The organism is Aequorivita sp. 609 (assembly GCF_014212065.1).
Taxonomy (GTDB): domain Bacteria; phylum Bacteroidota; class Bacteroidia; order Flavobacteriales; family Flavobacteriaceae; genus Aequorivita; species Aequorivita sinensis.
In genome coordinates this window covers 17,954-30,022 of sequence record NZ_JACJVM010000025.1, presented here as the reverse complement: position 1 = coordinate 30,022, position 12,069 = coordinate 17,954, and the positions used below count along the sequence as shown (strand labels likewise).

Here is a 12,069-nt window from a genome sequence, read left to right as displayed (position 1 = left end):
AAAAATATAAAAAAATGAAAAAAATTAAATATAGCTTCTTAACAGTATTAACTGGACTCTTAATTTGGTCTTGTACTACAGATTTTGAAGAAACTAATACAGACCCAAATAAACTTACAGAAATTACAGCAGGGAGTGCACTAAACCCTATCATTTATGAAATGGTTAAAAGGAATGCAATTCAATTTAGAAATGTTGGCGCTCCAGTAACACAAATGTTTATAATGACTGACGATTATATAAATGCCCCATTCTTATATGATTTTACAGAGAATATTGGAGCGTCTACTTGGAATACTTACTATACCCAATTAAATAACCTTAAGGAAATGGAAGCAGCTGCCATAAGGGAAGGATTGCCTAATTATCAAGCAATTGCTCTAACCCTTAAAGCTTATGCACTTTCTATGCTTACCGATTGTTTTGGTGATGTACCTATGAAAAATGCTCTGGAAGCAGAGGAAGGAAATTGGTATCCAGAGTTCACTCCACAAGAGGAAATATATTCACAAATATTAAAAGATCTAGAATATGCAAATAGCATTTACGATGTAAATGTTCCGATGCCATATGTAGAGGATATTTTATTTAACAATGATGTTTTCAAATGGAAAAAATTCACCAATTCACTTCATTTAAGACTGTTGCTTAGAATTTCTAATAGACCAGAAACCAATGCGTTTACTAAAATGACAACTATGATTAATAACCCTTCTCAATATCCTGTTTTTACAGGTAATGATGATGAAGCCGTAATTCAGATAACTGGTATGGCTCCCTTACTTTCACCTTGGGATAGACCCCAAGATTTTGGAGTATTTAGATATTATTCTAAGTTTTTTATAGATAATTTAAATGGTTTTGACGACGCAAGAAGAGCTATTTATGCAGGAAAAGCTAAGGGGTTAAATAATGAGGACTATGGGTATATAGGTGTTCCCATCGATTATATAAATGAACCATTGCCAGATAGTATAGCAACAGCTTCAGGTGTACTTAATAAGTTGGCAGAAGCCCCGCTAATTATTCCCATGATGAGCTATGCCGAAATAGAATTTATCAAAGCAGAAATGGCACAAAAAGGATATATTAATGATGCGGAACATTATTATAAAAATGGTGTGAAAGCAGCTGTAAAGATGTGGGATTTAGAATTTCCAGATGACTATTTTGATAATGAGTTAACAGCTTATAATGGCACTTTAGAGCAAATTATAGTACAAAAATATTTTGCGCTATTCTTTACAGATTATCAAGCTTGGTTTGAGCATCGCAGAACAAACTTCCCAGTCCTGCCTACTACAACTGCAATGTCCAATAATCAAGAAATGCCCTCACGATTGTATTACCCACTGGATGCTGCCGATAGAAATTATCAAAACTATAAAGAAGCGGTAAATAGAATGGGAGGTGATGAGATTAATGTGAAAGTTTGGTGGGATCAAAATTAAAACAATACAATACAATTCAATATAATATATAATGAAAAAACTAATAGTTACTTATTGCATATGTGTTGCCTTTGCGCAAAGCATTCTAGCCCAAAACATCGTGAGCGGCTATGTATTTGAAGACACAAACAACAATACTGTTAAAGACAAAAAAGAAAAAGGTATCGAGGGCGTAGCTGTCACTAATGGAGAACAAGTTGTATTAACAAATGAAAACGGAAAGTACCAACTGCCTATTGAAAATGATAATATTATTTCAGTAATAAAACCATCAGGCTATCAGGTTCCTTTAAATGAAGACAATTTACCTCAATTTTTTTATATCCATAAACCAAAAGGTTCACCTAAAACAAAATTTGAAGGCGTAAAACCTACAGGAAAATTGCCCAAATCTGTTGATTTTGGTTTAGTACGTCAAAAGGAAGAGAATGACTTTACCGCCCTAATTTTTGGAGATCCACAACCTTATACACAACAAGAGGTAGAGTATTTTGCGCAAGGAATTGTCTCGGAAGTGGAAAATATAAAGGGAGTAAACTTTGGTTTGAGCTTGGGGGATTTAGTTGGAGATGATTTATCCCTATTTAAACCATACATCAAAGCGACTAAAGCTGTTGAAATTCCTTGGTATAACGTATTAGGAAACCACGACTTAAACTTTGATGTAGATACAGATAAAATGTCCGACGAAACTTACGAAGCTCACTTCGGTCCAGCTAATTATGCCTTCAATGTGGGTAAAGTCCACTTTATTATTTTAGATAATGTTTTATATCCCGATCCTAGAGATCAAAAAGGGTATTGGGGCGGCCTCCGTAAAGACCAATTAAACTTCATAGAAAACGACTTGAAATTTGTGCCAAAAGATCATTTAATTGTATTGGCCTTTCATATTCCTATCTCCGAGACTAACGGAGATACTTTTAGAGATGAGGATAGAAATAGTTTATTTACTTTGCTAAAGGACTTTCCATATACGCTTTCCCTATCCGCACATACTCATATTCAAAAACAGGACTTCTTTGGAAAAAAAGAAGGTTGGTTGCAAGATACTCCACATCATCACTATAATGTAGGAACCACCTCTGGAGATTGGTATTCTGGTAAATTAAATGAGCAAGGAATCCCTATTGCTACCATGAGAGATGGAACACCAAAAGGATATGCTTTTATCCATTTTAAAGGAAACCAATATAATATAAATTATAAAGTAGCTGGAAAACCAGATAATTATCAAATGGAAATCTTTCATCCCAAAGTTGTAGCAAAGGATAAGAGAAATAAGTCTAATTTATATGTTAATTTCTTTATGGGAAAAAAAGGTGACCTTGTAGAATATAGAATCAATCAAGGAAAATGGAACATAATGAAACATGCCAATGTACAAGATCCAAGTTATGAAACCGCAGTATATGAATGGGATTTAACTACCGAATTATTTCCTGGAAGGAGAGGAAGTAATGCAGTTGAAAGCACCCATATTTGGACTGGTAAAATCCCTGCGAACCTTGAGGAAGGTATGCATACAATAGAAGTAAAAGTAACCGATATGTTTGGGAATATTCATTCCGATAAAAGTAGTTATCGAATTGTTAATCATTAATTATAAAAATTAAATGCCCGACGCTACAGTCGGGCTAATTATTTAATTATGAAAAAATTAAACTTATTTATTTTTTTTCCTATTTGTATTTTGTGTCTATTTTCTTGTAAGCAGAAGTATCAAGAAAACAATTCAAAAATTGATGCTAATAAATCAAAGATTACAAAAGTTACTATTCACGGACATCGTGGCGATAGAGGTAGCTTTCCTGAAAATAGTATTCCTGCATTTTTAAGTGCATTAAAAAAAGGAGTTCAGGTAGTCGAACTAGATGTTGCAATTTCTAAGGATCATCAAGTCGTTGTTTCCCATGAACCATTTATGCACCATGCATATATGCTGCAGCCTAATGGCGAAATCATCACAAAAGTAGATGAAAAGTCTTTCAACCTTTATACAATGACTTATGATAGCATCAAAAAATTTGATGCGGGATCTAAAGAAAATCTCGAATTTCCAGAACAAATAAATTTAGAAACATACAAACCCTTATTAAGTGAAGTGATCGATACGTTAAAAGGGTATAGCAATACAAACATGTTGCCTGAAATAAAATACAATATCGAAATTAAATCGAAACCTACTGATTATGGAGTATATCAACCTCAGCCAGAATTATTTGTCGATCTAGTAATGCAGGTTATTCACGATAAAAACATTGAATCAAACGTTTACTTACAATCTTTCGATCCACGAATTTTGGAAATTATTCATAAAAAATATCCCACGGTGAAAATTTCATATTTAGTATCCAATGGCAATGTCGAGGAAAACTTAAAAAAATTGAGTTTTCAACCAGACATCTATAGTCCCAATTATAAATTGGTTCAAGATAAACATATAGTAGAATATATTCATCAAAAAGGAATGCAATTGATTCCATGGACGGTTAACAACAAGCAAGATATTGATAATATGAAGGGTTTAGGAGTGGATGGAATTATTACAGATTATCCCGAAAGAGCCTTATAACAATATACTTATTGTAGTTAAAAGCTTCCAAATAGTCTTTTCAAAATACAGTTTCTACTAAAACTTGAAGAAAGAAGTAAAAAGGAAAAAGAATCTAAGAGGATAACTCTGGATTATTTTAAATTTATTGCTCAAATGCTCCAAACAATTTCAATAATGTTTTGCTAGGGCAGTGGAATATCACAAAAAAACCTATTAACTTCATATTGCGTAAAAATTTGAAGTTATTAAACAAACGGTCAGGACCGCCTCCAATAATGTATACAGCTTTTATACTTTATGTAATAGTGCTAAACAATGATGAAATCCCCAAACGTTTTATGAAGCTTCAAAATGAAATAGTAAATAGTGCCATAAATAGTCAATTTCTAAATGGAAATAATATTAACGAAGTGATGTGGTTGTTAAACTAAAATTAAGTGTTGGTTTAATTAGCTAAGGCCGTTTCAAAACTTGAGACGGCCTTTTTAATTTGTCAATTTTACAGTATTGCAAAATCCATGACTCCAGCACAGATAATTCATGTGGCATTGCACTCATACTTTCACAACTCCCCAAATTTTAATCAACCCACCCATACCAAGAACATCCATAAGTCCTACCGTCCTATGTCCTACGATCCTACGTCCTACGATCCTACGTCCTACATTACGTCCTACATCTCAAATCTCAAATCTCACTAAGCACAAACCTGCCAAACCCCCATTTTCCACCGTAGGTAAAGTCTTCAAAATACCATCGCCCCAAAGTCCCCACTGTCCACATAAAACAATCAACCTCATTTAACCCCTGCCAACACAGCAAATCAAACCTGCTTTTTATGGTTACCAGCCTTAACCCCTCGTCACCAAAGTCCCCACCGTCCCCAAAGTCCCCATCGTCCCCAAAAATCTATCAAAGCCATTCAACCCCTCCAGCGCAACAAATCAAACCTGCTTTTTATAGTTTCCAGGTTTAGCCCACCGTCACCAAAGCCCCCATCGTCCCCAGAAGTTTAAAGAACCCGTTAGCTCCTCTAAAATATTTTTTTTCAACTATCCCTCTTTACTTTTAATCCGTGTATTAGAGTTCTCTTTGCTAGCATCCCCATGGTTCAAAGTCCCCCTCGTCCCCAAAAAACCATCAAAGCCATTCAACCCCCGCCATCGAAACAAATCAAACCTGCCTTTTATGGTTACTAGGCTTAGCCCTGGTGCCAAGAATCATAAATCACTAGTTCAAAACGAAATAACAATTTTTTAAAAAATATCACACTATTATAAAGCAAGTATAAGCTGTATTAATCCTCCCACAAAATACTTATAACAGTGTTATCATAACCATAAATACATTGCTCATAAAATTTTCTGTCATATTCATCTTGAAATTTTACTTTGAACCAATCATCCGCATAAACAGTTTCAGAAGAATCATATTTTGTTCCATTTAAAAAATATTCGCCAACAGCGGTATCAACTGGCACTTTTTCTTTGCCGTGTTTTAAAGTCCAAAAAGGAAAATCAGAAGTACTCCAATACCATTTAACTCGATTGTTTTGAGAACAAACTACCATTATTGGATGGCATCCTATAATAGCAAATCTTATTGCAGTAGCTGTTAAGCTAACTTGATGCAATTTGGATAGTTCTTGAATAATTCTAAATGAAAAAGATTTTTTAAAGCAATATTCTTTAACCCATTTTTTTGGAATTAATAAGCATGAAGCGAAGTAATCTGCTTCACGTTCCATCTTTATATCAGAAACAAACCCTGTGAAAGATGGATGGCTGTTTATAAGTCCTTTTGATAATGCGTTTCTATGTCTATCAATGAAATAATGTCCTAATTCATGAGCAAATGTAAATCTTGCTCTTTCAGTATAAGCGTGTTCTAATCTGTCAATATTTATATAAATATGAAAACTTCCATATTCGTGTTCAAGTAAACCATCGTAAGATTCCTCATAATTACCATAGCAAAAAGTGATGTTTTCTTTTTCTGCAATTAACTCAACATCAACAGGACCTTTTTGAAAATAACTTAAAGATATATATTCTGCAAGATTTTCAATTTCCTCTTTTTCAAAATCACTTAAAAATGAATTACTTTTTTTTACTTGCATTTTTATCCTCTAGCATTTTTTTACTCACTTTCTCTGAAATTTCTTTACCTTCTCTTGCAGCTCTTGATAAGTTTTGAATTTCGTCAGATGAAACACCATCGTTGTCTAAGTTGAAGTTATTAAGTTTTAAATAACCTCTTTTCAATATGTCAGATGGATTGTCCCAATCTAAAGGTGTTTCATTTAAGATATTTTCAGAATTTTCAAATTCTTCAATTTCTTCATCATTTGAAGGAAACAGTAAACCTTTAGACTTAAATAAATCAATTAACTTTTTATTTGACATTTTTTAAAGGTTTTAATTGTGAATGTTGTGCAAAAAATTCAATAATTTTTTTCTCACTTCTTTCTTTAATTTTTCTAATGTTTAATTTTGTTGTATTGTGCAATTTGCATAAATCATTTAAGACATTTGTTGGAGTTTTTCTGCCTTCTTCATAATAATTATATAAAGTAAACATTATAGCTTTATCTCGTTCACTTAATGAATTTAAAGCATCAATCATTAATTTTTTATTGACACTATCTGCTAATTCTTCATTAATTTCTTCGCTTTCAATAACTGGTTCATCACTTATTACTTCAAGCGACTTTTCCTTGTTATAATATTCTTTAATAAGTTTTTTTATTTCATTACTGGCGACAACAGATAACCAGGCTTTAAAGCAATTATCATTTTTTGCATTTTTTGGTATTTCAAACGATAATGGGTTTTCATATAACTTGATGAAAACATTGTTGATTGTTGCTTCATAAAGTTGTTGATTGTAAATCCCCATTTTCTTCAAGTTACTTTTTACGATAGCCGAAAGCAACTTACTGTAGGCTCTATATATAGTATTAAAAGCATCCAATGAAGATTTTTCATCATCTTCTTTGTATGATATAGTTAATAACACTTCTTCTAATTCATCTAATTGCATCTTTCACTAATCTAAATAAAAATCCGTGACAATTTAAGGAAAAAATAATGATGTCACGCTTTTTCATTTATACTTATGAAGTGTATTTCATTTCCGTCAAATCTTTTATGTCGAGAAGTTAAAAGAATATTGTTGAATATAAATTATATAAAGATGGCGACAAATCCACCAAAGGATAATTCCAGAAAAGGTGCTGTTAGAGATCGTTCACAGACTTATAACCCAAAAACAGATTCTTGGGTAAAACGTGATTCAGACACGGGTAGGTTTATGGATGTAAAGACTTCTGACAACAAACCATTCAAAGGAGTTAGAAAAGAAAAGAAATAACACTATTACGTGTTCGGCAAAGTTTTTCTGCTGATAGTGAAAAGCAAATAAAATTAATTTTATGAGTAAAATTACTTTATCAAAAGATAATATAAGTTTTTGCTATAAAAACAACTGTGTAGATGCTAATGGAGATTTAGCAAAAGTTTTGACTTATAGTCTTGCCTTTTTAGTTGTTATTGGTAGTGTAGCTTCTATTATCGAATCTTCAAAATAGGAGTATAATGTTGGTAGTCTCAGAAATGGGACTGCCATTTTTAAAGAAAAATAGAATATATGATAGAATCATTACTAAAAACAATTTTTACAAAATCCGTAGTTAAACTATGGGAAAATAAAGACATGGTAAGTCTTTATTTAAAAACTTTATTCGGAAAATATAGAAGTAAAGATATAAGATTTTCAATTAGTTATCTTTTTAAAATTCAAATTCCCGAAACAGATAAATATCTACTTGTTCTTAATAGAAGAATAGAAAATCAATTACAACCAGTTGGAGGTGTTTATAAACGTTATGGAGATGATAAACTTTTTGAGAAATGGGGTTATTCAGCTGATAATAAAAATAATGGATTGGATGTAGATTCAGAAAGTAATGGCGATTTACGTTTTAAAGTTTCTGGCAAGAATGTAGTCAAAGTCATTAAGTGGTTTGACGAAGGAAAAGAAAGAGAGGTTAGTGGTGAAAGAGAATTTTACGAAGAACTCATAAATACCTCAATCTTAGATAGCAAAACATTTAGCCAAATAAAATATAAACATATTAGAAGATTTTCTAAACACTTAAAATGGAGTGAATTTTTTAGCTGTTTTGAAGTTCTTGTTTTTGATGTTTTTGAATTACTTCCAAATGAAGAACAGAAAGAAGCACTTAAAGCTTTAAATCAAAATAAAACCAATCTGAAAAAGGGTTATGCAATTGTAAGTTCTGATGATATTAGACAATTACGATTTATGAAAAATGGAAAACAAATTGCTCGTATTGGAGCGCAAACAAAATTACTAATCAATCAAAAATTTTAAAAAATGATAGACATCTTTAACGATTACAGATTACAACGAGAAGAACTTTTAGCAAGAATAGCGCAAGAACTTCAATTAGACAATACAAGACTTGAAAGAATGGAAAGTGCATACCATTCAGTAGCAGAGATATTAAAAAAAGATGATGATTTCTTTGACGAATTGGAAATTGAAATTTATGCACAAGGTTCAAAAAGAATAGGTACTACTGTTAAGCCAATAAATGATGAAGATTTTGATTTAGATACTGTTCTTCACATATATGATTTGTATTATAATTATTCGCCAGAGCAAGTATATAATGCCTTGATAAAAGCATTAGAAAAAGATGCTTATTATAAATCCATAATGGAAAGAAAACCAAGATGTGTAAGGCTCAATTATAAAAGCGATTTTCACATGGACATTTTACCAGCATGTATGCCTGATAGTATTGATAAGGAAAAAATCAAAATACCTGAAAAAGCATTAAGAAATTGGTCTTCTGGAAACCCTAAAGGATTTGCAAATTGGTTTCTTAAAATCGCTAATTCTGTTGATACTTCTTTATTAAGAATGTATTCCAAAGTGTTATTAGAAGCTAAAGTAGAAACAGAACCATTAACTGAAGAACTTTATATGAAAACACCACTCCAAAGAGCAGTACAGCTTATTAAAAGATATAGAGATATTTATTTTAAAAACAAAGATTATCGAGTTTCAAGTATTGTAATTACCACTCTTGTAGCAAAGCTATACGATGGCGAAGATTCAATTTTTGATGCAATAGATAATGTAACCCAAAAAATTAAAGATAGTTACTTAGACTCAATTAAAACAGGGTATAAATTTAAAGTTTTAAATCCTGTGAACATTGAAGAAGATTTTACGGATTCATGGACTCAAAATCATTATAATAGCTTTTATAATTTTATTTCTGATTTTCATAAAAAATGGCAAAGTCTTAAAAACTCATTTGAAACAAGTAATACAGACTATATAGAATTATTTGGCGAAGGAATTTATAAAAAATCACTTACTGAACAAATTAAAATGTTTTCAAAAAATTCAGATGATGATTTTACACGTTCAAGTGGTTTAATTATTGGGAATAATGCTATGACAGATTCTAAAGGAAATATCAATATAAACAAAGGAATAAAGAATGAACCTCATCACAGCTTTGGAGGCAAGTAGAATATCTGATATTAAGAAAAATTGGTGTGTTTTTTTAAATACTGAAAAAGCACTTGTGGAAAATTATTTTGAATGGCTTGATTTAAAAATACATCATCCAAATAAAGCACTATTTGGAAAAGGAACTTTAAATTTTAAAAACAAAAGTTATGATATAGAACTTTACTATTCACCATTTTTAAACTATCGATATGATAGAATCTACATAAAAGACAAGTCAATTAAATACAATGATGATATTCATTTATACAAGGACTTGTCTTTATGTTTATATCATCCAATAATTGATAAACCTCTATTACGAGGAATACCATTATATAAAATGATTCCATGGATTACTGAATGGATCGTGCATTATCAAGGGTATAAAAAATATGGAGTTTGGTTAGGAAGAGAAATTAAACACTAAATAAAATTATGATTCTAATTTATCTAAAAGGGGTAAATATTAAGTTGGTACTGTTCGTTAATAATAAAAATCGAAATTCTTACTTTATAGGACACTCAGGCCAAAAATCCTTTGGTGAACAATCTAAAACTTTAGCTATTTCATTCAAGTGATTAATATTGTATTTGGCTTTTTTGGAAGGAGCTTCTCTATCACCAATAAAACCTACACCTTTATTCAGTGCAAGAGATAATTTTTCTTGACTTAATCCTTTAGCAATTCGAACTTCTTTTACCCTTTGAATAACAAAAAGTTCGATACCTGTCAAATTTGTAGCCATAGAATACAAATAGCTTCAAAATCTTAGATATTTTCAACGGACTATAGTCCATATTTAAATATTTTTATTATTTTTGTTGATATTATATATTTGCGATTCTTCGTATAGAAAATATTTGAAGTCATCGCTTAAAGTCTCTTAATAGAAAACTGGTAATTTTTTTGCAGAGAGATGATAAGTAGATAGGCTCACGACCCGGGCGTGGGCTCTCTTATCTCTGCAAGGGTATACCAGTACCTCTATTAGGGTAAGTTGAGTGCTACGCCCACTTTTTTATATAATCTTTAAAAAATAAAGTATCATGGTGTAGCATAGTTTATAAGGTAAAACAGTGTTGATAGTGCTGGAAAAAATTTCCTTTAAACGGCAATGCTATGCCAAATGGTTCATCACATATCAAAAATTTGGAGGGGTACAAATCGCTTTTTGAGACCCTCTATCCACGGCTTTGCCTATTCGCCAATAAATACCTTAATGATATGGATACTTCCAAAGACATTGTTCAGGAGGTTTTCATAAAAATTTGGGAGAAGCAACCTGTATTTTCAAACCCCAATACTACCAAAGCCTACTTTTATACCACTGTGAAAAACCATTGCCTCAACTACTTAAAAAGCAAACACCATAAAACAATCACCAATGCCGCTCCCTTAGATAATGAACTCCCACAGTCGGAGGATTATTTTTTCGCCGAACTGGTTTCGGCAGAAACCCATGCCCAACTCTATAGAGCCATAGACACCCTACCAAAAAAAGCAGCTAAAGTAATTTCCCTTTCAATAAATAACTATACCACTAACGAAATCGCCGAAGAACTAAACATAACCCCTAGCACGGTTAGAACCCAAAAAAGCCTGGCCTATCAAAAACTTAAAGGCCTATTGGCTCCTCTAAAATATTTGTTTTCAATTTTCTCTATTTACTTTTAAATACCATAAAGTCCCCATCCTCGCCGTAGACACCTCAATAAGACAAGGTCTACAGCATCATAAAGTCCCCACCGTCCCCAAAGTCCCCATCGTCCCCCCATAACCACCCTCCCTTGAACACAACCTCCCCAAAACCACCCAATCTCCCAATTCAAAAATTTTCCTTAATTTTAACCAAACCTCCATCAATCAAAATGTTACAGCCATGTCCAAAAGCGAAAACATCCTTCCTCCACACGGTGGCTACAGATCTCTCCTTACCTTTCAAAAGGCAGAGATCATTTATGATGGTACGGTCTTTTTCTGTAGGCAGCATCTTCCAAGGTTCGATAGAACCATTGACCAGATGGTTCAGGCCGCCCGCTCTGGGAAACAAAATATCGCCGAAGCAAGTATGGCATCGGGCACCTCAAAAGAAATGGAAATAAAACTTACAAACGTCGCCCGGGCAAGCTTGGAGGAACTTGTCCTCGATTACGAAGATTTTATGCGTACCCACAATATTCCAATCTGGGAAAGAACCCACCCTTATTCAAAACGCTTCGACCAACTAAACCGCACCCCAAATGCCAATTACCAAACCTTCAAAAAAGCAATAGAAAACCCAGACCTCCAAATAGTCACAAACGTCCTTAGAAGTTTAATAAACGTCACCACCTACTTACTGAGAAAACAAATAACCACCCTCGAAAAACAATTCATCAAAGATGGCGGCTTCAAAGAAAAAATGTACAAAGCCAGAATAAATTACAAAAAGCCATAAACTACAGTTACTATTTCGCCAGCCACAAAAATCATAAGTCCCTCCTACAGGCATCCCCGTGAGTCAACGT

15 protein-coding genes are annotated in these 12,069 nt (G+C 32.5%); 11 read left to right on the top strand and 4 right to left on the bottom strand.

Going from position 1 to position 12,069, the window contains the following annotated elements:
* Window positions 1-14: 14 nt before the first annotated feature.
* The 4 genes from H4O20_RS08025 to H4O20_RS08010 all read left to right on the top strand — a co-directional run bounded on the left by H4O20_RS08025 (window position 15) and on the right by H4O20_RS08010 (window position 4,439).
* Window positions 15-1,451: a SusD/RagB family nutrient-binding outer membrane lipoprotein gene (locus H4O20_RS08025; protein WP_185098876.1), complete on the top strand. Its 1,437-nt coding sequence runs from the start codon at window positions 15-17 to the stop codon at window positions 1,449-1,451.
* Window positions 1,452-1,482: 31 nt separating this feature from the next.
* Window positions 1,483-3,054 carry a calcineurin-like phosphoesterase family protein gene (locus H4O20_RS08020; RefSeq protein ID WP_185098875.1) on the top strand — a complete coding sequence of 524 codons (1,572 nt, stop codon included), beginning with the start codon at window positions 1,483-1,485 and terminating at the stop codon, window positions 3,052-3,054.
* Between the two features lie 48 nt (window positions 3,055-3,102).
* Entirely contained in the window at window positions 3,103-4,026 is a 924-nt protein-coding gene (locus H4O20_RS08015) for a glycerophosphodiester phosphodiesterase family protein (RefSeq protein WP_185098874.1), read from the top strand.
* Window positions 4,027-4,244: 218 nt separating this feature from the next.
* A complete protein-coding gene (locus H4O20_RS08010; RefSeq protein WP_185098873.1) occupies window positions 4,245-4,439 on the top strand; it encodes a hypothetical protein in 195 nt (64 codons plus the stop codon).
* Between the two features lie 866 nt (window positions 4,440-5,305).
* Here H4O20_RS08010 and H4O20_RS08005 read toward each other — a convergent pair.
* Genes H4O20_RS08005 through H4O20_RS07995 form a run of 3 tightly spaced genes read right to left on the bottom strand, consistent with a single transcriptional unit; the run spans window position 5,306 to window position 7,050 of the window.
* Window positions 5,306-6,127 carry an ImmA/IrrE family metallo-endopeptidase gene (locus H4O20_RS08005; RefSeq protein WP_185098872.1) on the bottom strand — a complete coding sequence of 274 codons (822 nt, stop codon included), beginning with the start codon at window positions 6,125-6,127 and terminating at the stop codon, window positions 5,306-5,308.
* Window positions 6,108-6,413, bottom strand: coding sequence for a hypothetical protein (locus H4O20_RS08000; RefSeq protein ID WP_185098871.1), 306 nt, complete (start codon window positions 6,411-6,413; stop codon window positions 6,108-6,110). Before H4O20_RS08000 ends, H4O20_RS08005 begins: the two co-directional genes overlap by 20 nt.
* Window positions 6,403-7,050: an RNA polymerase sigma factor gene (locus tag H4O20_RS07995; RefSeq protein WP_185098870.1), complete on the bottom strand. Its 648-nt coding sequence runs from the start codon at window positions 7,048-7,050 to the stop codon at window positions 6,403-6,405. The genes H4O20_RS08000 and H4O20_RS07995 overlap by 11 nt, the downstream gene beginning before the upstream one ends.
* A gap of 153 nt (window positions 7,051-7,203) precedes the next feature.
* Here H4O20_RS07995 and H4O20_RS07990 point away from each other — a divergent pair, with 153 nt between their 5' ends.
* The 5 genes from H4O20_RS07990 (at window position 7,204) to H4O20_RS07970 (ending at window position 9,988) form a co-directional block, all read left to right on the top strand.
* Window positions 7,204-7,380, top strand: coding sequence for a hypothetical protein (locus tag H4O20_RS07990; protein ID WP_177165888.1), 177 nt, complete (start codon window positions 7,204-7,206; stop codon window positions 7,378-7,380).
* Window positions 7,381-7,441: 61 nt separating this feature from the next.
* On the top strand, window positions 7,442-7,597 hold the full coding sequence (locus H4O20_RS07985) for a hypothetical protein (protein ID WP_185098869.1): 156 nt from the start codon (window positions 7,442-7,444) through the stop codon (window positions 7,595-7,597).
* A 59-nt stretch (window positions 7,598-7,656) separates the two neighbouring features.
* Complete coding sequence (locus H4O20_RS07980) at window positions 7,657-8,403, top strand: hypothetical protein (RefSeq protein WP_185098868.1); 747 nt, start codon at window positions 7,657-7,659, stop codon at window positions 8,401-8,403.
* A gap of 3 nt (window positions 8,404-8,406) precedes the next feature.
* Window positions 8,407-9,579: a nucleotidyltransferase gene (locus H4O20_RS07975; RefSeq protein ID WP_185098867.1), complete on the top strand. Its 1,173-nt coding sequence runs from the start codon at window positions 8,407-8,409 to the stop codon at window positions 9,577-9,579.
* Window positions 9,548-9,988 carry a hypothetical protein gene (locus tag H4O20_RS07970; RefSeq protein WP_185098866.1) on the top strand — a complete coding sequence of 147 codons (441 nt, stop codon included), beginning with the start codon at window positions 9,548-9,550 and terminating at the stop codon, window positions 9,986-9,988. Before H4O20_RS07975 ends, H4O20_RS07970 begins: the two co-directional genes overlap by 32 nt.
* A gap of 79 nt (window positions 9,989-10,067) precedes the next feature.
* Here H4O20_RS07970 and H4O20_RS07965 read toward each other — a convergent pair whose 3' ends face one another.
* The gene (locus tag H4O20_RS07965; protein WP_200791524.1) at window positions 10,068-10,307 is read right to left on the bottom strand and encodes a helix-turn-helix domain-containing protein; all 240 of its coding nucleotides are present in this window, start codon (window positions 10,305-10,307) and stop codon (window positions 10,068-10,070) included.
* A gap of 374 nt (window positions 10,308-10,681) precedes the next feature.
* Between H4O20_RS07965 and H4O20_RS07960 the strand changes: the two genes are divergently transcribed.
* Window positions 10,682-11,236: an RNA polymerase sigma-70 factor gene (locus tag H4O20_RS07960; protein WP_185098865.1), complete on the top strand. Its 555-nt coding sequence runs from the start codon at window positions 10,682-10,684 to the stop codon at window positions 11,234-11,236.
* A gap of 205 nt (window positions 11,237-11,441) precedes the next feature.
* On the top strand, window positions 11,442-11,999 hold the full coding sequence (locus H4O20_RS07955; protein WP_185098864.1) for a four helix bundle suffix domain-containing protein: 558 nt from the start codon (window positions 11,442-11,444) through the stop codon (window positions 11,997-11,999).
* Window positions 12,000-12,069 lie beyond the last annotated feature (70 nt).

Bases quoted from the DNA above. Each gene is read 5' to 3' on its own strand.
- H4O20_RS08025 (WP_185098876.1), top strand. From the start codon at position 15: ATGAAAAAAATTAAATATAGCTTCTTAACAGTATTAACTGGACTCTTA.
- H4O20_RS08020 (WP_185098875.1), top strand. From the start codon at position 1,483: ATGAAAAAACTAATAGTTACTTATTGCATATGTGTTGCCTTTGCGCAA.
- H4O20_RS08015 (WP_185098874.1), top strand. From the start codon at position 3,103: ATGAAAAAATTAAACTTATTTATTTTTTTTCCTATTTGTATTTTGTGT.
- H4O20_RS08005 (WP_185098872.1), bottom strand. From the start codon at position 6,127: ATGCAAGTAAAAAAAAGTAATTCATTTTTAAGTGATTTTGAAAAAGAG.
- H4O20_RS08000 (WP_185098871.1), bottom strand. From the start codon at position 6,413: ATGTCAAATAAAAAGTTAATTGATTTATTTAAGTCTAAAGGTTTACTG.
- H4O20_RS07995 (WP_185098870.1), bottom strand. From the start codon at position 7,050: ATGCAATTAGATGAATTAGAAGAAGTGTTATTAACTATATCATACAAA.
- H4O20_RS07990 (WP_177165888.1), top strand. From the start codon at position 7,204: ATGGCGACAAATCCACCAAAGGATAATTCCAGAAAAGGTGCTGTTAGA.
- H4O20_RS07985 (WP_185098869.1), top strand. From the start codon at position 7,442: ATGAGTAAAATTACTTTATCAAAAGATAATATAAGTTTTTGCTATAAA.
- H4O20_RS07980 (WP_185098868.1), top strand. From the start codon at position 7,657: ATGATAGAATCATTACTAAAAACAATTTTTACAAAATCCGTAGTTAAA.
- H4O20_RS07975 (WP_185098867.1), top strand. From the start codon at position 8,407: ATGATAGACATCTTTAACGATTACAGATTACAACGAGAAGAACTTTTA.
- H4O20_RS07970 (WP_185098866.1), top strand. From the start codon at position 9,548: ATGAACCTCATCACAGCTTTGGAGGCAAGTAGAATATCTGATATTAAG.
- H4O20_RS07965 (WP_200791524.1), bottom strand. From the start codon at position 10,307: ATGGCTACAAATTTGACAGGTATCGAACTTTTTGTTATTCAAAGGGTA.
- H4O20_RS07960 (WP_185098865.1), top strand. From the start codon at position 10,682: ATGCCAAATGGTTCATCACATATCAAAAATTTGGAGGGGTACAAATCG.
- H4O20_RS07955 (WP_185098864.1), top strand. From the start codon at position 11,442: ATGTCCAAAAGCGAAAACATCCTTCCTCCACACGGTGGCTACAGATCT.